General features: G+C 44.7%; 21 protein-coding genes, 7 tRNA genes and 2 riboswitches. Of the genes, 4 read left to right on the forward strand and 24 right to left on the reverse strand.

The window, feature by feature from the left end:
• Positions 1 to 22: 22 nt before the first annotated feature.
• The 15 genes from NYR25_07155 to NYR25_07225 form a co-directional block, all read right to left on the reverse strand.
• Positions 23 to 3,622: a DNA-directed RNA polymerase subunit beta gene (locus NYR25_07155; GenBank protein UWF33369.1), complete on the reverse strand. Its 3,600-nt coding sequence runs from the start codon at positions 3,620 to 3,622 to the stop codon at positions 23 to 25.
• A 228-nt stretch (positions 3,623 to 3,850) separates the two neighbouring features.
• On the reverse strand, positions 3,851 to 6,319 hold the full coding sequence (locus tag NYR25_07160) for an ATP-dependent Clp protease ATP-binding subunit (GenBank protein ID UWF33370.1): 2,469 nt from the start codon (positions 6,317 to 6,319) through the stop codon (positions 3,851 to 3,853).
• 26 nt (positions 6,320 to 6,345) lie between these two features.
• Positions 6,346 to 6,810, reverse strand: coding sequence for a CtsR family transcriptional regulator (locus NYR25_07165; protein ID UWF33371.1), 465 nt, complete (start codon positions 6,808 to 6,810; stop codon positions 6,346 to 6,348).
• A gap of 236 nt (positions 6,811 to 7,046) precedes the next feature.
• Positions 7,047 to 8,852: a pyruvate oxidase gene (spxB, locus tag NYR25_07170; GenBank protein UWF33372.1), complete on the reverse strand. Its 1,806-nt coding sequence runs from the start codon at positions 8,850 to 8,852 to the stop codon at positions 7,047 to 7,049.
• Between the two features lie 281 nt (positions 8,853 to 9,133).
• Positions 9,134 to 9,207, reverse strand: a tRNA-Pro gene (locus NYR25_07175).
• Positions 9,208 to 9,274: 67 nt separating this feature from the next.
• Positions 9,275 to 9,348, reverse strand: a tRNA-Arg gene (locus NYR25_07180).
• A gap of 184 nt (positions 9,349 to 9,532) precedes the next feature.
• Positions 9,533 to 9,606 (reverse strand) — tRNA-Arg (locus NYR25_07185).
• 15 nt (positions 9,607 to 9,621) lie between these two features.
• A tRNA-Gly gene (locus NYR25_07190) sits at positions 9,622 to 9,693 on the reverse strand.
• A gap of 4 nt (positions 9,694 to 9,697) precedes the next feature.
• Positions 9,698 to 9,770: transfer RNA gene (locus NYR25_07195), tRNA-Thr, on the reverse strand.
• A gap of 11 nt (positions 9,771 to 9,781) precedes the next feature.
• Positions 9,782 to 9,863: transfer RNA gene (locus NYR25_07200), tRNA-Leu, on the reverse strand.
• A gap of 35 nt (positions 9,864 to 9,898) precedes the next feature.
• Positions 9,899 to 9,971 (reverse strand) — tRNA-Val (locus tag NYR25_07205).
• Positions 9,972 to 10,208: 237 nt separating this feature from the next.
• Complete coding sequence (serS, locus tag NYR25_07210) at positions 10,209 to 11,489, reverse strand: serine--tRNA ligase (protein UWF33373.1); 1,281 nt, start codon at positions 11,487 to 11,489, stop codon at positions 10,209 to 10,211.
• A 282-nt stretch (positions 11,490 to 11,771) separates the two neighbouring features.
• A complete protein-coding gene (locus NYR25_07215) occupies positions 11,772 to 12,404 on the reverse strand; it encodes a deoxynucleoside kinase (protein UWF33374.1) in 633 nt (210 codons plus the stop codon).
• A gap of 76 nt (positions 12,405 to 12,480) precedes the next feature.
• Entirely contained in the window at positions 12,481 to 13,944 is a 1,464-nt protein-coding gene (locus NYR25_07220) for an amino acid permease (protein ID UWF33375.1), read from the reverse strand.
• Between the two features lie 110 nt (positions 13,945 to 14,054).
• Positions 14,055 to 14,232, reverse strand: a riboswitch (Lysine riboswitch).
• Between the two features lie 29 nt (positions 14,233 to 14,261).
• The gene (locus NYR25_07225) at positions 14,262 to 14,768 is read right to left on the reverse strand and encodes a GNAT family N-acetyltransferase (GenBank protein ID UWF33376.1); all 507 of its coding nucleotides are present in this window, start codon (positions 14,766 to 14,768) and stop codon (positions 14,262 to 14,264) included.
• Between the two features lie 99 nt (positions 14,769 to 14,867).
• Between NYR25_07225 and NYR25_07230 the strand changes: the two genes are divergently transcribed.
• Together NYR25_07230 and NYR25_07235 are read left to right on the forward strand one after the other, a co-directional pair.
• Complete coding sequence (locus tag NYR25_07230; GenBank protein UWF33377.1) at positions 14,868 to 15,662, forward strand: alpha/beta hydrolase; 795 nt, start codon at positions 14,868 to 14,870, stop codon at positions 15,660 to 15,662.
• A 165-nt stretch (positions 15,663 to 15,827) separates the two neighbouring features.
• The gene (locus tag NYR25_07235; GenBank protein UWF33378.1) at positions 15,828 to 17,075 is read left to right on the forward strand and encodes an LCP family protein; all 1,248 of its coding nucleotides are present in this window, start codon (positions 15,828 to 15,830) and stop codon (positions 17,073 to 17,075) included.
• An 85-nt stretch (positions 17,076 to 17,160) separates the two neighbouring features.
• On the opposite strand, the gene NYR25_07240 is transcribed toward NYR25_07235, so the two are convergent.
• From NYR25_07240 to NYR25_07280, 9 genes are all read right to left on the reverse strand, one after another.
• Entirely contained in the window at positions 17,161 to 17,619 is a 459-nt protein-coding gene (locus NYR25_07240; protein ID UWF33379.1) for a threonine/serine exporter family protein, read from the reverse strand.
• Between the two features lie 13 nt (positions 17,620 to 17,632).
• Positions 17,633 to 18,376, reverse strand: a complete 744-nt coding sequence (locus tag NYR25_07245; GenBank protein ID UWF33380.1) for a threonine/serine exporter family protein — start codon at positions 18,374 to 18,376, stop codon at positions 17,633 to 17,635.
• Positions 18,377 to 18,524: 148 nt separating this feature from the next.
• Positions 18,525 to 18,725, reverse strand: a complete 201-nt coding sequence (locus tag NYR25_07250; protein UWF33381.1) for a cold-shock protein — start codon at positions 18,723 to 18,725, stop codon at positions 18,525 to 18,527.
• 209 nt (positions 18,726 to 18,934) lie between these two features.
• The gene (locus NYR25_07255) at positions 18,935 to 19,837 is read right to left on the reverse strand and encodes a cation diffusion facilitator family transporter (GenBank protein ID UWF33382.1); all 903 of its coding nucleotides are present in this window, start codon (positions 19,835 to 19,837) and stop codon (positions 18,935 to 18,937) included.
• A 149-nt stretch (positions 19,838 to 19,986) separates the two neighbouring features.
• Positions 19,987 to 20,670, reverse strand: coding sequence for a phosphatase PAP2 family protein (locus NYR25_07260; GenBank protein ID UWF33383.1), 684 nt, complete (start codon positions 20,668 to 20,670; stop codon positions 19,987 to 19,989).
• Between the two features lie 12 nt (positions 20,671 to 20,682).
• The gene (locus NYR25_07265) at positions 20,683 to 21,342 is read right to left on the reverse strand and encodes an HD domain-containing protein (GenBank protein ID UWF33384.1); all 660 of its coding nucleotides are present in this window, start codon (positions 21,340 to 21,342) and stop codon (positions 20,683 to 20,685) included.
• Positions 21,339 to 22,901 (reverse strand): ribonuclease Y, encoded by a 1,563-nt coding sequence (gene rny, locus NYR25_07270; GenBank protein ID UWF33385.1) that lies wholly within the window; start codon positions 22,899 to 22,901, stop codon positions 21,339 to 21,341. The genes NYR25_07265 and rny overlap by 4 nt, the downstream gene beginning before the upstream one ends.
• 143 nt (positions 22,902 to 23,044) lie before the next feature.
• Positions 23,045 to 23,458: a hypothetical protein gene (locus NYR25_07275; GenBank protein ID UWF33386.1), complete on the reverse strand. Its 414-nt coding sequence runs from the start codon at positions 23,456 to 23,458 to the stop codon at positions 23,045 to 23,047.
• Between the two features lie 59 nt (positions 23,459 to 23,517).
• Positions 23,518 to 24,396 (reverse strand): RluA family pseudouridine synthase, encoded by an 879-nt coding sequence (locus NYR25_07280; GenBank protein ID UWF33387.1) that lies wholly within the window; start codon positions 24,394 to 24,396, stop codon positions 23,518 to 23,520.
• Positions 24,397 to 24,523: 127 nt separating this feature from the next.
• A riboswitch (THF riboswitch) is annotated at positions 24,524 to 24,619 on the forward strand.
• Between the two features lie 66 nt (positions 24,620 to 24,685).
• Between NYR25_07280 and NYR25_07285 the strand changes: the two genes are divergently transcribed.
• Both NYR25_07285 and NYR25_07290 read left to right on the forward strand, forming a co-directional pair.
• A complete protein-coding gene (locus NYR25_07285; GenBank protein UWF33388.1) occupies positions 24,686 to 25,240 on the forward strand; it encodes a folate family ECF transporter S component in 555 nt (184 codons plus the stop codon).
• Positions 25,241 to 25,312: 72 nt separating this feature from the next.
• Positions 25,313 to 25,459, forward strand: coding sequence for a hypothetical protein (locus NYR25_07290; protein ID UWF33389.1), 147 nt, complete (start codon positions 25,313 to 25,315; stop codon positions 25,457 to 25,459).
• The last annotated feature ends 23 nt before the right edge of the window (positions 25,460 to 25,482 follow it).

The raw sequence follows: 25,482 nt of genomic DNA on the forward strand, positions 1-25,482 counted from the left end.
CCTCCTCTTTCTTTTATAAAAATTAATTTTGGTTGTTTTCAGTTTCCACAGGAGTAGATTCAGTTGTTGACGCATCAGCTTCGTTAGCATTAGCCGCCTTTTGCTTTTCGGCATACTTGCTTAGAGCATCAACGTTGACAACTTCATCATCATCTTCGTCCATATCACGAAGTTCAACCTCTTGCTTATCTTCTCCAAGAACCTTCATGTCTAGTCCTAAAGCTTGTAATTCCTTAACCAACACGCGGAATGATTCCGGTACGCCAGGACGAGGAATTGATTCACCCTTCACGATTGCTTCGTAAGTCTTAACCCGTCCAACAATATCATCAGACTTGTAAGTCAAGATTTCTTGCAATGTGTAAGCTGCACCATAAGCTTCAAGGGCCCAAACTTCCATTTCACCAAAACGCTGTCCACCAAATTGTGCTTTACCACCAAGTGGTTGTTGCGTAACTAGTGAGTAAGGTCCAATTGAACGAGCATGAATCTTATCGTCAACCATGTGAGCAAGCTTCATGTAGTGCATGACACCAACCGCAACCCGTTGTTCAAACGGTTCACCTGTCCGACCATCGTATAGCACGGTTTTCGCGTCGGAATCCATACCAGCTTCTGCAACAGCTTCCCAGATATCTTCGTCACGAGCACCATCAAAAACAGGTGTAGTCATGTGAATACCCAAGTTGCGTGCTGCCATTCCCAAGTGCAATTCCAAAACTTGTCCGATATTCATACGGGAAGGCACACCCATTGGACTAAGCATAATGTCGATTGGGGTACCATCTGGCATGTATGGCATATCTTCTTCTGGGATAACTACTGAAACCGTACCCTTGTTACCATGACGACCAGCCATCTTATCCCCAACTTGAAGCTTACGTTTTTGGGCAATGTAAACTCGAACCATCATGTTAACGCCAGGAGATAGTTCATCACCATTTTCCCGAGTGAAGATCTTCACGTCTTGGACGATACCGCCGCCACCATGTGGCACACGGAGGGATGTATCACGAACTTCACGAGCTTTTTCACCAAAGATAGCGTGTAACAACCGTTCTTCGGCGGATAGTTCTGTCACCCCTTTAGGAGTAACTTTACCAACTAGGATGTCACCATCTTGAACTTCCGCACCAATCCGCACGATTCCGTCTTGGTCAAGGTTGCGCAATGCGTCTTCCCCAACGTTTGGAATTTCACGGGTCATTTCTTCCGGTCCTAACTTCGTATCACGCGCTTCTGATTCATATTCTTCAATATGAATAGAAGTATAAACGTCGTCACGAACCAAGCGTTCGTTAATCGCAATCGCATCTTCGAAGTTGTAACCTTGCCATGTCATGAAAGCAATCAATGGGTTTTGACCAAGCGCTAATTCACCTAATTCCATTGATGGACCATCTGCCAATACATCGTCAGCGTCAACCTTGTCGTTAACCCGCACGATTGGGCGTTGGTTGTAGTTCTTACCACCGTTAGAACGACGGAACTTCATCAACTTGTAAGTGTCTAGTGCTCCATCATCACGACGAACCCGAATTTCACGAGCATCAACGTATTCAACAACCCCAGGATGTTGACATAGCAAAGCAACCCCTGAGTCATGAGCAGCTTTATATTCAATACCAGTACCAATCAATGGTGCGTGAGGGTCAAGCAAAGGAACCGCCTGGCGCTGCATGTTCGCACCCATCAAAGCCCGGTTAGAGTCATCGTTTTCCAAGAAAGGAATACATGCCGTCGCAACCGCAACTACTTGCTTAGGTGAAACGTCCATGTAGTCGACGTTTTCAATGCTAGTTTCAATGTTGTCACTTTCATGACGAGCCATAACTACGTCATCCACGAAGGAACCGTCGTCGTTTAATGGCGAGTTCGCTTGTGCGATAACGAATTGGTCTTCTTCGTCAGCAGTCAAGTAATCGATCCGGTCGGTTACCTTGTGATCTTTCCATGAAACCCGACGATATGGTGTTTCAATAAAGCCATAACGGTTAATCTTTCCGTAAGAAGCCAAGTTATTGATCAACCCGATATTAGGACCTTCGGGAGTTTCAATTGGGCACATCCGACCATAGTGAGTATAGTGAACGTCCCGGACTTCGTATCCAGCACGGTCACGAGTTAAACCACCTGGTCCAAGGGCTGAAAGACGACGCTTATGTGACAATTCACCAAGCGGGTTGGTTTGGTCCATGAACTGTGACAATTGTGAAGAACCAAAGAATTCTTTAGTTGCTGCCACTACTGGACGAATATTGATTAATTGTTGTGGTGTGACGGTTTCGGCATCTTGGATCGACATCCGTTCCCGAACAACCCGTTCCATCCGAGCTAAACCGATTCGGAATTGGTTTTGTAATAATTCACCAACTGAACGAATCCGCCGGTTACCCAAGTGATCGATATCATCAGTGCTACCGATTCCTTGTTGTAATAGGAAGAAGTAGTTAATCGAAGCAATAATATCGGCAGGAGTAATGTGCTTAAGCTTCAAGTCGATGTTCCCGTTGCCAATCATCTTTAATTCGCGTTCAGGATCGTTAGGGTCTTGTATCTTAATTACTTGAATCGTCATTGGTTCTGGAACTACCGCTTCATCAGAAGGTTGGTAAGTTACCATCTTGAAGTCTTGACGATCAAGGTAAGGTGCCAACTTCTTCATTACGTCTTTGTCGACAACGTCACCCTTTTGAGCCAATACTTCCCCAGTATCTGGGTCAGCAAGGGTTTCTGCGAGGGTTTGACCTAGTAAACGAGTCTTCAAGCTTAACTTCTTGTTGACCTTGTAACGACCTACTGGAGCCATGTCGTAACGCTTTGGATCAAAGAAGCGCGCAGTCAATAAACTCCGTGCACTGTCCGCAGTCTTTGGTTCGCCTGGACGCAAACGTTCGTAGATATCCTTTAAGGATTCCGCAACCCGTGAATCTTCAGGGTTTTTGTGTACATCCTTATCAAGGGTAAAGTCTAAACTGTCTGATCCACCAAAAATGTCGATAATTTCTTCGTCAGAACCAAAACCAAGTGCCCGAACTAATTCCGTCATTGGAATCTTCCGAGTCCGGTCGATTCGAACGTATGAAACTTCCTTAGCGTCAGTTTCGTATTCTAACCAAGCGCCCCGGTTAGGAATAACCGTTGCGCCCCAGATTTTACGATTGTTTTTATCAATATCTAAGTTGTAATAAACCCCTGGTGAACGGACCAATTGTGAAACAATAACCCGTTCAGCACCATTAATAATGAAAGTTCCTTGTTCCGTCATTAATGGGAAGTCACCAAAGAAGACGTCTTGGGACTTGATTTCACCCGTTTCATGGTTAGTCAACCGCAACGTAACGTGCAATGGCGCAGAGTAGTTTGCTTCATGTTCGCGAGCTTCATCAACGGTATACTTTGGTTCTAACAACTGATAGTCAACGAACTCAAGTGACAATTTACCGGCAAAATCTTCAATCGGCATAATGTCGTTGAACATTTCCCGAAGACCTTCGTCTAAGAACCATTGGTACGAATCCGTTTGAATCTCGATTAAGTTTGGTAAATCGAGTACTTCTTTAATTCGTGCATAGCTCCGGCGCGTACGATGTTTACCATACTTAACTAAATGTCCTGCCAAGTTATTCACCTCTCCAATTTCTAAGACAAGTTAAATGTTACAGTTTGATTACAAATTCATCCAACCCCTGTTTTTTAGCAAAAAAAAACCAAAAACAGTTCCTGAATCAAGAAACTATTTTTGCTTTTTTTCTAAAACACTGCGGACAATAGATCGCACTGTTTCATTTAACCCAGCTTTAACATACAGACTATATTCTATGCTCTTTTAAAAGCTTTGTCAAATCATTTATTTACTTGTACTACTTACCGGTTTGGCATCCTTCACTTTAAAAGTGATCTTGTGGTTGCGCGCCCCGATCGTTACGTCGTCGCCCACTTTAACTTGGCCGGCAAGCAACATTTCACTAAGCTGATCTTCGACTTGCGTTTGTAACGCCCGCCGGATTGGACGAGCCCCGTATTCAGGATCAAACCCAGCTTCGGCTACCACGTCGATTGCCGCCGGAGTGAATTTCATGTTAATTCCTTGGGCGCTCATTCGACGAATAATATCCTTCGACATGAGTTTTACAATCTGGTGGAGCTCTGGCTTAGTTAAGGAATGGAAGACGATCGTTTCGTCGATTCGGTTTAAGAATTCTGGCCGGAAGCTTTGTTTCAAAACTTCCTTAACCTTTGCAGCCATTGCTTGGTAATCATCAGCCATGTTTTGTGCTCCAAAACCGACTGATTTTTCATCCCGCAACGCCGTCGCCCCTAAATTAGAAGTCATAATGATGATCGTATTCCTAAAGTCGACTCGGCGACCCTTCGAATCGGTCAAAAATCCATCATCGAAGACCTGGAGCAACAAGTTAAACACGTCCGGATGGGCCTTTTCGACTTCATCAAACAAGACTACCGAGTATGGCTTGCGCCGAACTTGTTCGGTAAGCTGGCCACCTTCGTCATAGCCAACGTAGCCAGGAGCCGAGCCCACTAGTCGGCTGGTGCTAAAGCGTTCCATGTATTCCGACATGTCAATTCGGATCATGTTATCTTCTGAACCAAACATTACGTTAGCAAGGGTCTTAGCTAACTCAGTCTTCCCTACCCCAGTTGGGCCAAGGAACATAAATGAGCCAATCGGTCGTTTAGGATTTTTCAATCCCGACCGGGCCCGCCGAATTGCCCGAGCTACCGAAGAAACGGCTTCATCTTGCCCAATTACGTGTTCGTGCAAGATTTTTTCTAAGTTAACTAACCGTTCGGATTCAGATTGTTTCATCTGGGTAACCGGAACTCCGGTCCAATCGGAGACGATTTGAGCAACGTCTTCCCCAGTTTCCTGCAGCTTGTATTCAGCCGGTTGCTCCGTTTCGGCTTGCCGGGCAGCCGCCCGTTCAACCTTTTTCCGCAACTTCATTTCTTTTTTCCGAATTTCAGCGGCGGTTTCAAAATCTTGGCGGTCAATGGCCGCCTCTTTATCCGCCTTCAACCGGGCCAACTTATCTTCATCAGTTTCCTTTTTACTTTGCTTTTCAGCAGCGTCAATGCGAATCTTAGCCGCCGCTTCGTCAATTAAATCAATTGCCTTATCCGGAAGGAACCGGTCGGAAATGTAACGAGCCGACAAGTTTACCGCCTGTTGGATTGCCTCGTCAGTGATCCGGACTTTATGGTGTTGTTCATACTTTGGCCGAATTCCTTGAAGAATTTGAATTGCTTCTGCTTGAGTAGGTTCATCAACTTCTACCTTGGCAAAACGTCGTTCTAAAGCTGCATCCGCTTCAATATATTTTTGATATTCATTTAGGGTTGTCGCCCCGATGGTTTGTAGTTCGCCACGCGCTAGCGCCGGCTTCAAGATGTTGGAAGCGTCAATGGCACCTTCTGCACCACCAGCCCCGATTAAGGTATGCAATTCATCGATAAACAAGATCACCTTGCCATCTTGGCGAATTTCTTCAATGACCTTTTTCAAACGGTCTTCAAATTCCCCGCGGTATTTGGTTCCCGCAACCAACGCGCCCATTTCTAGCATCATGAGCCGCTTGTTTTTCATATCTTCGGGAACGTCATCCGCAATGATCCGCTGCGCAAGGCCTTCCGCAATTGCGGTTTTTCCAACGCCGGGTTCCCCGATCAAGACCGGGTTGTTCTTGGTTCGCCGACTTAAAATTTGGATAACCCGCCGTAGTTCATTTTCACGCCCAATCATCGGGTCGATTTTACCGGCTTCCGCCATGGCGGTTAAATCCCGGGCAACCGAATCTAGGGTTGGGGTGCCCTTGGCCGCCGTGCGTTGCTTAGCCCGCCGGCTTTGGGTCGCCGGGTTAACCCCTAGCTTACGTAACGTAACTTTACGTACGTCCGCCACGTCAGTATCCAACGCCAACAATACGCGGGAAGATAAAATCGTCTCGTCTTGGATCAACGCTAATAGGATGTGTTCGGTGCCAATTTTGGCAGCCTTTAACTGCCGTGCTTGATCCCCCGCATTTGCCAGAATTTCCTTAGCCTTTGGCGAATATGGCAGGTAATCATTTCTGGTTAGGCGTAAGTTGCCATAACCCGTAAACTGTTCAATTTCTTCAATTACATCAATTTCGGTGACATTAAATTGTTCTAGCACACTGTGGGCAACGCCATTATTTTCAATTGTCAGTGCTAATAATAAATGCTCCGTGCCCACCGCCGGATGTTTAAACCGTTTGGCTTGCTCTTGAGCAATAATTAACACGTTGCGTGCGCTAGGAGTAAATAAATTTTCCATTGTCCACCTGTCTTTCTCTAAACTCGTTACTCATATCGAAGGTGATTTAAAACTCCGATAATGATTTTTGCGCGAATCTGATCCTCTAGTTTGCGATCACCAATATTCAAAGTACTCTTGGCAATTGTTGCAGCTAGCAGATTAGCCTCCCGCTTACTTAAAACCGCATCTTCATATAGACTACTTAAAATAGAAATTGCATCCCGTTCGTTAATTGAGTCGCCAATCACCCGGATCAACGAGTCCAACACGTCAATATCATCTAGCAATTTAACCTTTTCAATTCGAATGTAACCACCGCCGCCACGTTTACTTTCAACTAAATAACCGTTTTGAATGGTAAACCGGGTTTTGATTACGTAGTTAATTTGGGATGGTACTACGTCAAACTGATCCGCAATTTCAGAACGCCGAATCTCAACTTCCTCCGAATCAGCTAAAATTTCTTTTAAGTACCGCTCGATTATATCCGAAATATTCTGTCCTTGCATAACGACCACCTCTCCCTACTTTGACTAATATTGACTATTATTATACGAAACTGGCCGCCAATTGTAAAAGATATTGTTCAAAAATATTGGTATTAACCGATTTCACGGGCTTTTTCATCCTTTATTAAGAGCACAAAAAGAAGTGGTACCTGGAATTTTAGTCAAATTCATCTGCCACTTCTTTTCTGAAAGTCCCTATCATATTTTAAATCAATTTAAATTGCAAGTTTAGTAAGTTATTTTTCTACCCCAAACTTAGCGAAGTAATCCGTCAATGGTTTCAGTTCTGCGCCGTCATAATCGCTAAAGAAGTCACTAACTGATTTTTCACCATGAGTTGCTTGATAAGCATCCGAAATCTTTTCGGTAAAGTTTGCCGCTTGGTTGTCAAATTCCAGTTCTTCAACTGGTAAACCACGTTGGTCGGTGATTTTAGCATCAATCACTACTGGTTCACCAGCTTTTTGGTATTCTAACGCCTTATCAAAGGCTGCTGGTAATTCATCCAAGGTTCTAATCATGATTCCCTTTGCGCCCATCGCTTCCGCAATCTTAGCGTAGTCGGCATCTTCAAGGTCAATTCCGGAATGGTTCATTTGAATATCATCTTGTTCTGACTTAATAAAGTTGAGGGTTTGGTTAGAAGTAATAATGTTAATGATTGGCAAGTGGTACTTCACTTCCGTTAATAGGTCGTGAATTACCATCGAAGCTGCTCCGTCTCCGGAAATACTAAATACTTGCCGGTCTGGGTACGTAAGTTTCGCTGCAATTGCGGCCGGAATCCCGTATCCCATCGTGGCAAATAGTGCCGAAATCGTCCACTGCTTATCGCCCTTCAAGTCAAGGAAGCGGAAGGCGTTAATGATGTTGTCTCCAGTATCGATGCCAAAGACCGCATCCTTATCCGCAATCCGGTTAATTTCCCGGTAAATTTGTTCGTAAGATAACGGACCATCCGCCTTCTTCATTAGCTTATCCAAGTAAGCTTTCCAGTCTTGCATGTCAGCGACCGTTGCTTGGTAGAATGGTCGGCTGGCAACCGCTTCGGAACGTTCTAAGACTTTTTCTAGGAACTTGCCCGAATCTGCCCAAATCCCTAAGTCTAGGAAGTGGTGCCGCCCAAATTGAGATTCATCGTTATCGATTTGCACAAACTTGAATTCGTGAGTCCGGTAAACTAGGTTAGCAAATGGGAAATCCGCACCCAGTGCAATGACCAAGTCAGCAGTTGCGAAGGCTTCGTCAGCCGCCTTGGACGCCGCCCGGTTAGTAGTTCCTAAGTTGCCTTCCCAATCATCGTCAACTTTCCCCTTAGCCAAGCCGGTAATCGTAACGGGGATTTGTAACTTTTCAGCCACCTTCTTCAAAAGATCCTGATGGTCCTTGATTCCAGAACCTACGTGGAAAATTGGCCGCTTAGCCTCGCGGACCATTTGCAAGAATTGGTCCACTTCTTCGTCAGTTGGTGTTTGTTTAGGAGTTGGCTTTTCTAATAATGCAGTAGAAGCGTAATCTACGTCGGGAATTTGAACATAGCCAAAGTCGTTAGGGATTACCACTACCGCTGGCCCACGGTTTTTGTACGCTGCCCGAATCGCCTTGTCAACAACATACGGGAGGCTTTCCGGGGTCATTACGCAACGGTCGTAAACCGCCACGTCTTGAAACATTGGTACTTCAGGAAATTCTTGGAAGAAGTCGTAGTTCATATTGCTGTGAGGTACTTGTCCAACCAGTGCCAACACGGGTGTATGATCTTCCTTAGCATCATATAAACCATTCAACATGTTGACCGCACCGGGGCCCGCTGAGCCAAACGCAACTCCAATTTTTCCCGTCAGCTTTGCTTCAGCAGCGGCAGCGAGGGCGCCAACTTGTTCGTGACGAACTTGCACATATTGAATCCGGTCCTTTTCTAGGTCTAAGGCGTTCATTGTCGAATTAAATGACCCACCTGGATAGCCAAAAACTCGTTTGATATCCCAAGCCTGAAGGACTCTTAACATTGCAACACTTGCTGGTACAGTTTTCTCACTCATCTAAACTTACCTCGATTTTATATTTAATGATGTAACCGATTACAAATATAAATCTACAATTATGCTTACTTTATGTCAACAATTTTGTCTGCGCCATCGCTTAATTTGCTGATTGTTGCCTTTCATACTGGATTTTTTATTCCCCCAAACCCCGTTGTATAAGGGATTACTTACCATACATAATGCACTACGGAATGTGCAGACAAACAAAAAGGGATTAGCCACTTAATGACTAACCCCACTACTTATTTACCGAACGTCTCGGTCCCTTAATTAAAAAATCGGGAAAACAGGATTTGAACCTGCGACCCCCACGTCCCGAACGTGGTGCTCTACCAAGCTGAGCTATTTCCCGAAAAAACCCATATAAAGCCTAAAAATGAAAAAGCACCACTCAGCCAGGCTGACCAATGCTTAATCAATGCACCCAGTAGGACTCGAACCTACAACCTTCTGATTCGTAGTCAGACACTCTATCCAGTTGCGCTATGGGTGCAAAATCAATCGTTAGGAATCTTCTTAAAAGCCCTTTAACACTTAAAAAGTATATCACAATATTTAATTTTCGCAATCACTGATTTTACGATTTCTCCTGCCTTTCCTCACTTCCCTCCAGGTGTACCGCCAAGTTGTTTTTAGGACACAAAAAAACGCCAATCATTTGATTGACGTCTAAGCGATGCACCCAGCAGGAGTCGAACCTGCAACCTTCTGATTCGTAGTCAGACACTCTATCCAGTTGCGCTATGGGTGCATAATAACTAAGAAAAGCGGAAGACGGGATTCGAACCCGCGACCCCCACCATGGCAAGGTGATGTTCTACCACTGAACTACTTCCGCAAAATGCCGACTAGAGGATTCGAACCTCCGACCCTCTGTTTACAAGACAGATGCTCTGCCAACTGAGCTAAGTCGGCTTAAAACTCGATGCGGGCGAAGGGATTCGAACCCCCACACCTTTCGATACAAGAACCTAAATCTTGCGCGTCTGCCAATTCCGCCACGCCCGCATGTAACATTTAAAACCACTGAGAAATAATCTCAATGGAGGATACAGGGCTCGAACCTGTGACCTCCTGCTTGTAAGGCAGATGCTCTCCCAACTGAGCTAATCCTCCATAAACCTCGCGAACACATTTATATATAATACGGATTAAAGCGTTAGTTGTCAATCATTTTTTTAAACTTTTTTTCAGAATGTTAAATTAAGGTGTTTTTCCTAGTACTTCTTCACCATTAGTTCCTCAAAATGACCAAAAAATAAGGACTAGGCTTAACGTTAAGACTAGTCCTTATTTACAAGCACCCTTTGGTAATCACCAAACGATACCATAATTTTTCATTATTCTAAGTTATTATTTTTTGCCGATTACCTTGGTTCCTTGCATATATGGTACCAAGACATCTGGAACGGTAACCGTACCATCTTCATTTTGGTAGTTTTCTAAAATTGCAGCTACCGTACGGCCGACCGCTAGTCCGGAACCGTTCAGCGTGTGCACGTACTGCAGCTTACCGTTTTCATCGCGATACCGGATGTGGGCCCGTCGAGCTTGGAAATCGGTGGTGTTGGAACAGCTTGAAATTTCACGGTATTTATTTTGGGCAGGAATCCACACTTCTAAGTCGTGGGTCATTGCAGCCGTGAAACTCATGTCACCGGTGGTCAACGTAATTACGTGGTATGGCAATTCCAATTTTTGTAGAAGCGTTTCGGCATGACGCGTAAGCTTTTCTAATTCTTGCCAAGAATCTTCGGGCTTCGTAATCTTAACCATTTCTACCTTATTAAATTGGTGCATCCGAATTAAACCACGAGTGTCCCGCCCAGCACTACCAGCTTCTGAACGAAAAGCTGGCGAAAGGGCGGTGACGTTAATTGGCAACTGGTCTTCATCCAAGATTTCGTCGCGGTAGTAGTTAACCAACGGTACTTCTGCCGTAGGAATCAGAGTTAGTTGTTCGTCCTTAATTTCGTAGCCGGCGTGAGTTTCTTTAAACTTTGGAAATTGTCCGGTACCAAACATCGACGCGTCGTTAACCATGTACGGGGTGATTTCTTCGGTGAAACCAGCCGCCACGTTTTGATCCAAGAAGAAATTGTAAACCGCACGTTCGAGACGCGCACCGTCGCCAATGTAGTAAACAAACCGGCTACCAGCAACCTTAGCCGCCCGTTCAAAATCCAAGATGCCAAGGTCTTCGCCAATTTCCCAATGTGCTTTTGGCTTGAAATCAAACTTTCGCGGAGTGCCAAATTTCCGTAATTCAACACTACCTTCCTCAGTCAAGCTTACCGGCACGTCCGGGTGCGGCAAATTAGGCAAGTGGGCCGCTTGGTCTTCAACTTCCTCAGCAACTTTTTCTAATTGTTCGTCAAGCTCCTTGATTTCTTGGCTAACCTTCCGCATTTTTTGAATTGGTTCGCTAGCGTCTTCGTGATTGCGTTTCATTTGAGAAATTTGGTCCGAAACATCATTTCGCACCTTTTTTAAGCTTTCGCTTTTTACAATTAACTCCCGACGTTGGTTGTCTTTAGCTAACAGTTCATCGATCGTTTCCGGTTGAACCCCACGAGTAGCTAACTTTTCCTTAACTTCGTCGGTATGGTTACGGATCATCTTTAAATCTAACATGCAAATTCCTCCTCACTAAAATCAAAATAAAAAGAGCCCCCCTCCCAATTGGGACGAAGAGGCTCTTTTCGCGGTACCACCCAAGTTCACCATTACTGGCGCACTTTCATGATGGTAACGGAATCACCGAATGGCATTACCCATTTGTTTAATCAGCGCCGGAGTTTCGGTTAGCCCTTTCCACCAGCTGGACCTCTCTAAAAACCTACTTTAAACGCCTTGTTAACAATTGAACTATTTATTTGTTAACCGTATTATACAAAAAAGATTCAACTTCCGCAATTAAATTTGCGAAATCTTTTCTTCAACTAGTTGGATAACTTGTTTGCGTGCGCTAGGGTCTTCCACAAAATCATACTTATCGCCATCAATTCTGATCTTGGCGCTTTGATCGTAGCTATCAAACCACGATACGTAACGACGGTTCAACTCTTTATAGTAGTCGTATAATGACGGATCATTTTCGATCTGCTCGTATGAACGACCCCGTTTTTTAATCCGCTTTAGCATGGTATCAAACGAAATATCAATGTGAATCAAAAGGTCCGGGTTTTTCTTATATGAAAGCCGCGGCAATTCTTGCATCATATTATTTAGCAACGAATCGTAAATTTTGACTTCGGTTTCGGTCGCTCGACCAAGGTCAGCGTTTAAATGAAAGAGTAATGAATCTTCATAAATTGAACGATCCATTACGCTTTTAAAACCTTCGTTAGCTTGCTTAATACTGTCTAGCCGTTTGTTTAAAAAGTAAATTTGTAATAAAAATGCGTAGCGTTTTGGATCCTTATAGAATAACGGCAAAATTTTATTGTCATCTACCGATTCATAGTAAGCATCGCTTCCCCAATGCTGAGTTAATAATTCCGTCAGTGACGTCTTGCCGGCGCCGATTGGACCTGATAAAGCAATCATTTAAGATACCCCTTTTTCATTTAATAGCACCACATATTGTACCACCAAACGAAGGCAAAACAACATCTTGAAAAAATCATTTTTTCGTGATATTTGGTCGGCTTAAATCAATTTCCTCTAACGGAATTAGCTTAGTCTTGTATTTAATTTTGTAATAAGCAAAAAGTACTATAAATAACGGAACTGACATATAGGTAATTCCAATGGCTTGCCAGTTGAGATGGATCAGGGAATTAATGTCCTGCCCTAAGATAACCACAATACTTAGCACGAAGGCAAACAATGGTCCAAATGGGAACCACTTTGCTCGGTACTTTAGTTCACTTAAATCATGGTTTTGCTTAATAAATGCGCGCCGGAACCGCCAGTGGGATACGGCGATCCCCATCCAGGCGATGAAGCCGGTCAATCCACTTGCCGCAACTAACCAAGCGTAAATCTTAGTTCCCATAATGCTGGTAATAAAGGTCAACAACCCCACTACGGTAGTTCCGATTAAGGCCACGTAAGGGATTCCGCGCTTGGTCGTCCGGCCGAAGATCTTCGCCGCGTAGCCTTGCTTTGCTAATGAGAATAACATCCGTGAAGATGCGTACATCCCCGAATTGGCTGAAGAAAGTACCGACGTAAGGATAATGGCATTCATTACTCCCGCAGCACTTGCTAACCCAGCCCGCCGGAATACAAGGGTGAACGGACTAATCGAAACGTCGCTTGCCGAAGTCCCTAATAAGTCTGGACTAGTATATGGCAAGAGACAGGCAATTACGAAAATCGCCAAGATGTAGAATAATAGAATCCGCCAGAAAACCTGGTTAATTGCCTTAGGAACGCTGCTTTCCGGAGTTTCAGATTCCCCAGCCGTAATCCCGATCAACTCGGTTCCTTGGAAAGAGAACCCGGCAACTACGAAAACGCTCAAGATTGCTGGAATTCCCCCAACAAACGGTGCCTTCCGGTATACAAAGTTTTCTAAGTAAGTTGCGTGGCCACCCATAATCCCAAAAATGGTAAGGGTTCCGACCGCCAAGAAAACAAAGACGGTAATTACCTTAATTAAGGCTAACCAGTATTCGGTTTCCCCGAACGCTTTAACGGTCAACGCATTAATCAGGACTACCAGTGCTAGCGCGATTAAACTCCAAATCCATCCCGGAACGTTAGGTAACCAAAACTTCATAATCAACGCAATCGTACTAATGTCCACGGCAACCGTGATTGCCCAATTAAACCAGTAGTTCCACCCCATTGCAAACCCAAAGGCGGGATCTACGTACTTAGTAGCATAGGTGGCAAACGACCCCGAGACTGGCATGTAGGTGGCCATTTCACCCAAACTAGTCATCAAAAAGTAAACCATAATCCCCATCCCGACGTATGCTAACAGGGCACCGCCCGGGCCAGCTTGGGAAATTGCCAAACCACTAGCAACGAACAGACCGGTTCCGATACTGCCGCCTAGTGAAATCATTGAGATGTGACGAGTCTTCAACGCCCGCTGGACGTGATTACCACTCGCCTGCTTTTGTAACTGTGCCATAATAGAGAACCTCCTAAAAATTAAAAGAGGCGCTGTGATTATCCCAGAACAAAATAAAAAGCCCTTTTGCGCGCATTTACACAAAAAGACCGTTTAAAATCGTTAGTCAAATCGTAGATAGCGCTCCGCAACCGTGATTGCGACAGTCCTTGGCTTATTCAACCAAGTCCCAAATCGTGCAGAATTAAGTCTGCAGTCATTTCGGCCTCGTTGCCTTTCTCCCCGGGTCCTAGATGCTTAATCATCTTACCAGGGTTACTCATCATTGAGGCGACCTCTTCTTTCGATGTGATTCAAATTATAGCAAACTTGATTAATTATGCAAGCATAAGGTTCAATTCGTATAAATATTCTTTCCGTACGCGGCCATCATACCCAGATACATTTTCAAAGACCCCCGGTTGCCGGGTAAAACCGTTCTTCTCTAAAACCCGTTGGGAAGCCCGATTATCCGTTAAAACGTTGGCCCGAATTTTTACAGATTGGGCCGTTGCCGGCTGCCGTTCCTTTAAACTTTTTAACGCAAAGTGGACTGCACGCGACATGATGCCTTGGTTCCAATATTCTTCAGCTAATAGGTAACCTAATTCAAAGACGTTTTCTTCCGCCTGCTGAAAAATAAAAATCCCCCCGCATAGTCGGTCTTTTGCGTTAGCGATTGCTAAAAAATTCGGACTGCCCACCATCCCTTTGAAGGCAAGCCACTGTTCTAATTCCGTTTTTAAAACCTGCATTCCCGCCAGTTGAGCAAGCTTTTCATTATTCATCAGTACTTGATAATCCGCAAAGTCACTCGTTGAAAAGTACCGTAGTTTAAAATTCATTTATTTCTCCCAAATTATTTCTCGTACGTCGTAAAAAGATTTAAGATAGTCTATAGATAATCTATGTGAACATATTTTACTACTAAAGGAGTCGATCTTATGCAAATAATTAAAACACCACTTAACCAAGTTAATTCTCAATCTCAAGCAGAGTTAATTTCTTACGTCGATCCAAGCCTCACCGACGCACTTAATCCCGCCCTCATCTTCGTTCCCGGGGGTTCCTATACTCATGTTGATTTTAAGCAATCTGAAAAAGTCGCACTGCGCTTTTTATCCCTCGGCTTCCAAGTTTCCATTTTGCGCTACTCGTTCGTTGACGAAGCTCAACCGCTGTTTCCAGCTCCCCTTTTAGAAACTGGCCAAGCAGTGGCGATTACTAAACAAAATGCTGAATCGTGGCACGTTGATCCCGAAAAAGTAGTGTTAATGGGCTTTTCCGTTGGCGGACACGTGGTCGCTAACTACAATAATTTATGGTCTTCGGATTGGCTGCAAGCACAAACACACTTATCTGCAGAAGAACTAAAGCCCGCTGCTACTATTTTAGGGTACCCAGTAATTACCCCGTTTGATGGCTTTCCTGACCAGCCTACTTTGGCGCAGTGGACTGACAATCCGGATGAGATCGCTGCTGATCAACACGTAACCGCCGACAATGCTCCAACCTTTATTTGGGCCACTACCGATGATCAGTTGGTTTCTTCCAAAAATGCCGTGGACTATTTCCTAGCATTACAAGCTCATCAAGTGCCTACCGAATTGCACCTTTATCATCACGGTCCTCACGGAATGGCATTAGCTGACGAAACCACGGCTTATGACGAACGTCACCAAGATTCTCGTATCGCCGGCTGGATCGCTAATGCACTAGCTTTCTTACGCGAACTATAGGGAAGTTTGTTTGCATCATCCCAGAAAATGGGCTTTTATTCCCTAAAAGCACAAAAACTACTTTTTTATACACTAAATATTAAACTTTAGTTAATTCAATCAAACCGCCAAATAAATTTGGTATTATATTAGTAATTGATTTTTAACATTGTGGAGGAAACTTGTATGAGTGAAGACTCACGTAATTCCAATTTAAGCCGATTTAGCGGCAACCAGTTTAATTCTGCGCCGGAGGAAACCGATACAAACGCCGATGCGCAAAATAGCTCAACGAGCGGCAGACGGCGGCAAAAGCACCAACGCACTCCCCGTCCGCCTAAGAAGTGGCATCCTTGGCGTTGGGTCGTTTGTGCCGTGATTGCACTCCTGTTAATCGTGTTTGGGGTCAAAAAATGGTATACCGCTAAAAATGCGGTTGATTCAATTTTTGACAGCGCACGAATCCAAAAGGCTCGGGACGTTTCTAGCGAACTAAAGCATGGCAAACCGATTTCGATCTTGTTATTGGGTACCGATACCGGCGCGTTAGGACGGAATTACCGTGGGCGAACCGATACAATGATCGTCGCTACGTTAAACCCGAAGAAAAAGCAGATGACCTTAACCAGCATCCCACGGGATACGGTGATGTCGATTCCAGGATATTCCAGTTACTCACCATCCAAAATCAACTCTGCCTATGACTTTGGGGGCGCTGGGACAGCCATTCGAGCGGTCCAAAAGCTACTAAATATCCCGATTGACTACTACGGATTGATTAACATGGGTGGCTTAGAAAAAATTGTTGATGGTGTTGGCGGCATCGACGTCACTCCTAAACTAACTTTTAAGTATGGTAATGCCGACGTTAAGAAGGGGGTTAAGACTCACCTTGATGGTAAAGCCGCCCTGGATTATTCTCGGATGCGTTACGACGATCCTAAGGGAGATTACGGAAGGCAAACTCGGCAACGGCAAGTTTTGATGGCGATTTTAAGAAAGAGTGATTCGATCACCGCGTTGCTCAACCAAAACTTCTTAAATTCTTTGCAAAAACAAACCAAAACCGATTTGACCTTTAACGAACTACTAGCTCTTTCAAGTAACTACCGGGTTGCCACTCATCATTTGAAATCAACCCATTTGCAAGGTGAAGGAATTAACATTAACGGGGGCTCTTACGAATACGTTCCGCAAAAAGAGCGGCAACGCGTTACTAACTTCATTCGCAAGGCGCTTGATTTACCACATAAAACTACCGGTACGACTGGAATCAGCAGCGTTTATACCGGTGAAGTTGAGGAAAGTGATGCAACTACTGGCTCGGATGATGCCGGCACTCCATCAACTTCTAGCGATCCTAATCAAGCAACCACTACTACTCCTGCGACCCCTGCCGCACCAAGTGAAAACTACAGTTACGCGGGTTATTAAATAAATACGCAATTAAAAAGGATTACGTTTGATTGAAAAGCCAAACCTCCAGTTACGAGGAGGCACTTCAATCAGCACGTAATCCTTATTTATTTTCTCGAATTTTTTTGAACCGCATTGCTAACTTTCTTTGCAGCCGGTCAATGAACTCCGCCATTAGAAAACCGATCCCAATGGAGCCCGCAATCACCCCTACTTCCAACATAAAGTGCGTAGCAAGTCGCGTATTTGATAGTGCGAAGTTGCGAATCATTTGGTAAGCCTGTCCACCGGGAACCAGGGGCACAATGCCGGGAATGCTAAAGACAATCATTGGCATTTTCAACCGCCGGGCCGCAAATAAGCTTAGTAAAGCAATCACCGTCGTGGCCGTCAGCGAACTTAATGCCAGCCCTAGGTGGAATTGCAGCATTTCCCAGTAGATTCCCCATGAAATTCCGCCAATTATTCCGGCAGTCAACAGCGCCCGGTGTGGAATGTTGATAATAATCCCGAAGCCCACCGTAGCAATTCCCGCCATTACAAATTCCAATAATAACTGCATCAATCTTCCTCCATTATATGAACCGAAATACGAACGCAATTCCAAAGCCAATCGCACATGCGGATAGCAGGGCTTCTACTCCACGCGCTGGTCCACTCACTAAGTGTCCGTTCAAAATATCCCGAACTGCATTAGTCAGTGGCACTCCGGGAACGAGAGGCATGACTGAGCCGATGATAATCTCATCTAACGACTGCCCCCACCCCATTCGAACGATTAGAACCGCCAATATACCAATGACGATCGAGGCAAAAAACTCACTTATGTACTTAACGTTCAAAAGACGGTTACTCAGGTAAAAGACGGTGTACCCGAGGGCTCCCACCAACATGGTGACCCCCAGATCCACCAAGTTTCCCGAAAAAGCTACCATGAAAGGCCCACTTACCAGTGCGGCTCCCAACACTTGCAACCAAAACGGAAAAAATGGCGTCGCTTCATCCAAAGTACTTAGTTTTTCGTAAAATTCGTCTAGGGTAATTTGTTTCGCCGCGTATTCTCGGGAAAAAGAATTAACCGCAGAAACCTTTTCTAAATCAAAGGCTCGTCGCGTAATTTGTTCCACTTGGGAAGTTAACGAGTCCGGGACCGATACGATCAACCCCGTAATTGTGCCAAATAATTGTAAATCTTCAATTCCCGAATTAATCGCAATCCGTTTCATCGTATCTTCAGCTCGCGACATTTCGGAGCCATTTTCAATCATGATTCGTCCGGCAAGCAGACAAGTTTTGATCACTTTTTTTAAATCACGCATCCACCGCACCTCCGCTTTAACTTCTTCATTATACCGAATAAGCAGGCAGTTCGTTAATCATTTTATTTTGCAATGCTTATTTTCATCATTAAAAACATACAAAAAAAGCAAGGTACCGAAGCACCCTGCTTTTTAGTAATTTTTAAAATTAGTTTTTAACAACGTTTACGGCTTGAGGTCCGCGATCGCTTTCTTCAACGTCGAAGTTAACTGATTGACCTTCTTCAAGAGTCTTGAAGCCGTCGCTTTGGATAGCTGAGAAGTGAACGAATACGTCACTACCATCTTCGCGAGTAATAAAACCAAAACCTTTGTCTGCGTTAAACCATTTAACTGTACCTTGTTCCATTATGAACATCCTCCTGTAAAACCATGATGCATGGCTGTTTTAAAATTTGTAGCTTGAGCCGGTAGTAATGGGGATAGTTCACAATAAAACAATCTGACCAAAAGCACCTAACCAAAAGCACATCTATAGTATAGCATGCCCCTCTTAAAAAAAACAGCAATATCCTCAATTTCTTTTAAAAAAATTAAAACGCTATCAAAAACTACTCGCTAAACGTCATCTTTATTGGTCGTAAAAATCTGGTATTCCTTGCCCCGGTCGACTTCGGCTTGCAAGGTGGCGTGTTCAATGTTGTACTTCTCTTTCAGCAATTTTCTAATTTTTTGGTAGATTGGTTCAACTTCACTAAGTTCTTGATCCTCTAAAGCAATGTGCGCGGTTAGCATGATCCGGTGCTCGTCAATCATCCAAGTATGCACATGGTGAATATTGACCACCCCGGGAACGCTTAGAACCGTCGCCTTGACTGCCCGATAATCTAAACGGGGACCGGCTTCCATTAAAATATTGGTCGCTTCAATAATGATTGGGATTGTCTTGTACGCAATGTAGATGGACACCACGATGGTCATTAACGGATCGGCCCACACCACGTGGAAAATTTTGATCACTAACGCACCAAAAATTACTCCGCCGGACGCGAACGCGTCGCTTAAAATGTGTAAATACGTGGCCTTCAGGTTCAAGTTATTATGGGACCCACTATGTAGCAACCACGCTGAAAAACCGTTAGCAACCAGACCAACGATTGCGACTATTAGCATTAATCCCCCATTGACCGGGTGCGGATGTACAAATCGCCGCACCGCTTCCCAAATTAACAGGGCTGACATCACTAGCAAAAAAATCGCGTTGAAGTACGACGACAGTATTTCTGCCCGGCGGTAGCCGTAGGTCTTCGATTGGTTAGAATTACGTTGACTAATCCGACTAGCCACGTAAGCCATCACTATGGAGGCACTATCCCCCAAGTTATGGATCGCATCGGACAGAAGTGCTAAACTGCCGGAAAGCAATCCCCCTCCAAACTCAACCGCCGTAATTAATAGGTTTAACACCGTCACTTCCAAAAATCTTAAACCATGTTGAGTTTTACTATTTTTAAACTCCATAAATACTCACCCCCACTGCAACTATCTTTATTATCCTTCATTTGGAAAGCACCTTCAACACTTCTTAAAACAACAATTTACTTTCTTAGACAAACGTTTTTAGCCAATAAAAAAGACCGGAAGTTTTATTCCGATCTAGTTCCTTAAGTTTATTGTTGGCGATGATGGCGTCCCACAGCTGGTTCTATGTAACTAGCAATTACGTCGTATAAACTATGATATAACATGATGGCTACCCATAACCAAACGGTGCCTAGGCCAACCGCAACCAACGTGTCGGTAAGGTAGTGCGCCCCCAAGAAAACTCGGGACCAAATCACTAAGATTTGCCAAATCACCAGCCCCGCAACGCAAGCTTTTTTTAACGTCGATTCTGCCATCGGCCGTACAAAGAATAGGTAAATGAACACCAAAATCAAGAAAGCTTCAAAAGTATGACCACTCGGCATGCTGTAGCCCGTTTCAGGAATGATTTGGTCAATTGTTGGCCGTGGACGTTTAACAAACTCTTTTAAGAGGTAGGCTACCACTGCGCCCCCAAACATTGTGCAAATTACCCAAAGTGCGTCAACTCGTTGCCCTTGCCGGAACCATAAGTAGGCTGCGATGATTAGCGCGTAAAGCAATCCTAACTTCGTATCAGCAATCGTCGTAATCAACCGCATCACGGGTTCTAAAAACATCATAAACTCGCTTTGTACGGCGCTGCTAAATAATTGATCCGCAAAGAGCATAAACATGCTTTGCATTTTGACTCCTACCACCAAAACGATTACCACTAATGCCGCTAGTATCACAAACCGTTTTGGCACATTAGGCATATCTCGTAACATCCCTAACTCCTCCTAATTTTCTTGATTCCATTCGGCAATAAACTCCGTTAGAAACGACTCCATCCGCTGGGTGCGTTGGGCAGCAATTTGTTGGGCTAACGGAGTATTCATTTCATCTTTTAGCTTTAGTAGCTTCTCATAGAAATGATTGATCACCGATTGATTTTGCCGATACTCGGCGTGGGTCATGGCTTCCCGCGGAGCAATTTGGGGATCGTACATCACGTGACCGTGAGCACCCCCATAATAAAAAGTCCGCGCAATCCCAATGGCCCCAATTGCGTCCAGCCGATCGGCATCCTGCACAATTTGACCTTCTAAAGAAAGCTTATATTTATGCTCTAAATTGTCTGAAAATGACATGTGGGTGATGATATCGAAAATGTGGGCGATATCGTAATCGCTAACCGCCAGTCCCCGCAATAAATGGGTTACTTCATTTTCGGCAACTTCGGTTTGTTCAACCACCTTTTCGTCAATCACGTCATGCAAGGAAGCCGCCGCTAAAACTACAAATCGATTGATTTTTTCGTTACGATCGTCCATCAACCGTTGGGCCATCTTGACCACCCGCTGAATATGCGCATAATCGTGTCCCGTTAAATCATCCTGCAGTTTTTCCCTTACAAAATGGTCAATTTGGTTTAACTGTTCAACATTATCTTGACTCATGCTTGCTTTTTCTCCGCGTATTCTACAATTTCCAATTTTCTAACCACCGTTACCTTGACCTGTCCTGGATAAGTAACTTCGTCTTCAATCCGGTCCTTAACGTTGGTTGCCAAGTTTTTGATACTACGATCGTTAGTTTCCTTAGGTAAAACAATTACCCGTAACTCTCGTCCAGCTTGGATTGCATAGCTCTCCTGTACCTCAGGCTGATCATTTGCAATTCCTTCCAGGCTTTTAATTCGTTGTAAGTAATCCGCAGCCGATTCGCTACGTGCACCCTGCCGCGCACCTGAAATTGCGTCCGCTGCTTCAACCAGATCGGCGATTACGTACTTCGACTCCACGTCCCCATGGTGTGAAGCAATCGTGTTAATCACAACCGGATTTTCCCGGAACTTGGTGGTCAGTTCAACACCCAACTCTACGTGGGTAGCTTCAATATCGCGGTCAATGGCTTTACCAATATCATGTAAAAGACCCGCACGGCGCGCTAAGGTAGCATTTTCACCTAATTCAGCAGCAAAAATTCCCGCTAGCTTAGCCGTTTCGATCGAATGTTCTAGAATATTTTGCCCATAACTGGTTCGGTAGTGCATCCGGCCAACGATCTTAATCAAGTCGGGAGCCATGTGCTTTAATTTCAACTCCCGAACCGCGTTTTCCCCGTAGTGGCGAATCCGCTGATCGATCGCCCAGTTTGCCTGGTTAACTAGCCGTTCAATCGTGTCAGGAAGTACCCGTTTTTCACTCTTGATGGCTTTAATGACTTCCATTGCCGTCGCGCGCCGAATGGGGTCGTAACCGTTGATAATCACTTCTTTAGTCTGATCGTCAATAATCACGTCAACCCCGGTTAGCGCCTCAAGGGCCCGCACGTTTTGTCCGGAGTTGCCAATAATCTTTCCTAAATACTCCTGATTATCGGCAACCAACCCGCGGTGATTTTCGTACTGCACGTTAACCACGTTGCTATGCTCCATTGCAATGGCAATCAGGTCTTCTGCTTCCCGCTCCTTCGAGCTTTCCAGTTCGGTTGCCGCGTTATTAACAAATTCGTCCCGGGTTTGTTCCGCATCTTCCTTAGTATCTTTTAAAACCATTTCTTGGGCGCGAACTTCGGGCAAATCCGCTACGTCTTGCAACGTTTGCCAACGTTCTTCAATCAACTGGTCGGCTTGATTTAGGGTTTCCTTAATCGTATTTTTTCGTTCTTGTAGGTCATGTCGCTTTTGGGATAGCAAGGTTGCCCGGTTCGCAAGTGCACTGCGCTTTTGCTCCAGCATTTTCATGCGTTGTTCAATCCAGGTACTTTTCCGCTGGTTATCACGTTGATCATCATCAAGTTCCTGACTAATGGTCAGCCGATACTGTTCGGTTTCTTGGTGACTTTTTTGTTGGTATTCTTGAACTGCTTGGCGGGTCGCTTGCTGTTGCTGAGCAGTCAGCTTCCTAGCTGCTTGCCGAGCTTCTCGTAAAATTTCCTGATGCTTTTGCGCCCGGTGCCAAAAACCGCCGCCTAATGCGAGCATCAGTAAAATTACGATTAAAATCGTTACCATCGCGTTGCCCCCTTTTTCTTCATAATCGGATTTTATTATAGCATAATTCCATTACGCCATTTTGCGGCCGTTCCACCGTTTTACCGGATGTTTAAAATTCCAGAAGCGCGGTGTTTTAGTCGTCTTTAGTCAAATCGTTAATTTTACAATTCTACCATGCGCCACGTACCTTCGCCGGCCTTCTCTAAATCGTTCACGAAGCTCAAGACCATCTTGGCCCGGTTCGGATTTTTTTCGTACAATTTGTTTAATCCCTGTCCGGTAGTTAACGGTGTGCCCAGGTTAAACTGGCCGTCCGTCTGGGTTCCTTCCGAAAAAGCCACCACCCAGTCACCAGTTTCGATTGCGGTGTATAGGAAAAATAGGGCGTAGTCTTCGCTTAGGTAAGCCGGGACTGCCCAAACTTGATCGCCGACTTCCTGAGTCAAGTTACCCATAAAATTATATTCGGATGCGTTGCTGCCGTTCACCTCATGATTTAGTTGCATCAGCATTGCATCAAACGCTGGATCTCCCAACGTTAAGTTTACATTTTCAAAATTACCTTCTGTTGTCATAACTACCTCTTCAATCAATTAATTTCTTCTCAATATTAGAGCTGTTCATTTGCGACTGTCTACATCCCGATTTCTTGTAAATCAACGGGCAATGGAGCCGTAAATGATAGTTTTTGGTTCGTAAACGGATCAAAAAAGCGGATGGATTGGGCGTGCAACGCTTGCCGCTCAATCCCGCGATCCATCGGCCCACCGTAAAGTTGGTCGCCCACTAACGGGTGTCCCGCGTTTGCAAAATGAACCCGGATTTGATGAGTCCGTCCCGTTTTCAAGTGCACCTGTACCAAGGTCTGGTTCGCAAAGCGTTCCACGACTTTGAAGCTTGTCGTGGCGTTTTGCCCTCCTTCTTGCACTTCCCGGTGGATTCCGTCATCAGCTAAGCCTAATGGTTGGTTAAAAGTTCCCTTTTCTGCACTAACGACTCCGTCTACTAGGGCAAGGTAAGCCTTCTTAATTTTTCGGTGGCGAACTTGTTCGCTTAATAAACTATTTGCCACTTGGTGACGGGCAACTAAGGTAACCCCACTAGTGAAACGATCTAGTCGGGTAATTAAGTGGGGCACTAAATTCACCGCCCCGTTAGCCTGCCAATGGCCCTTAATTCGGTTGACCAGGGTATCCGTCCGGTTGCTTGGCCCGGGAACCGCGGTTAATCCCGCTGGTTTATTGACCACCAACCAGTTATCATCCTCATAAATAATATCCAAGGGTTGGTCGCTAGCCGGCACTTCCGGGTCGGATTTTTCGTCTGGCAATTCAATCCAAAAGGGCTCAAAGGGCATAATTTTATCCTTCAACGCCACCGTCCGTTCGTTTTCATCAACTAACCGACCGTCCTGCCGGATTTTTTGCATTAGCCGCTGGCTGGCTCCTAACCGTTGTAAAACCTTTTGTGCGCTAATGATTTCTTCTAAATTATTTTCAATTCGGTATCGCATATTTTCTCCATTCGTTTGTGCTTTCTTCCTTCGCTCCCTTCCATTATAGCTAATTTCCGATTCGCTTACCGAAAACTTTTTATCTTGAAATCCCAATAAAAGAGACTACAATGAATTTAGCTCTATCAATGGAGTAGGAATCGGTGCGTTAAGTGTCGTCGAGACGGAGAGTTGTTCGACGAACGAATGCCTAGCAGCGATATCGGTTCCGCATCTCGCCGTTGAAGAGGGAATTTTTCATGCTATTTCCTTTTCGTTTTGCGGCCAATAAAGAAATGGAGGGATTTGCATGAAGGATTTTTTTAGTATTAAGGGTGTTTTTTCCGTGCGAAACCTAACCATGATGGCTTTGTTGGCGGCTTTAGATGTTGTGTTGGCTCGTTACACGACTATTCATCTAACGCCCCAGTTCACCTTGGTTAGTTTCGAATATATTCCATCGGCCATCGTTGCCGGTTTGTTTGGCCCGTGGGCCGGAATTGTATTTGGGTTAGTTAGCGACACGGTCGGTTACTTCTCTAACCCGGTTGGCCCATACCTTCCCGTCTGGGCCATTAGCGCCATGGTCGGTAACGTTATTCAGTCGATTTTCTTATACCAAGGCAAATTTGACTGGTGGCGAATTTTGATTGCCCGCCTGTTGGTCATGGTGGTGGTTATCATGGGACTAAACTTTATTTGGCAATCGATTTACTTTGGCGCGGCCGCGGCTGCGTATTATAATTCCGCGCGGATTATCAGCAACCTTATTCAATTGCCAATTCAAGTAATCCTTATCCGGGTCTTCGGTCAACTATCGTTACGAATCGTAACCCGCATGAATGCTAGTCGGCAATCCGTTTAATAATTTATTTGCTTTTCTCCATTATTCATCATAAAATAGTAATTGATTATTTTTTTGCTGAGGAGGAAGACCATGAAGTCACCATATAATTCATTCGCCCGTGCACGTAAAGTTTCTGGCAAACGCGAACGTCGTCGCCGTCAAGCACGGATCGTAGCGATTCAAAAATTTGCTAAAGGCAAGACTGATACAATCGCTGAAACACCAAAAGTTAAATAAGAACTCAAAAGAGGTTGGAAAAT

This window comes from Pediococcus acidilactici (genome assembly GCA_024970065.1).
Classification (GTDB): domain Bacteria; phylum Bacillota; class Bacilli; order Lactobacillales; family Lactobacillaceae; genus Pediococcus; species Pediococcus acidilactici_A.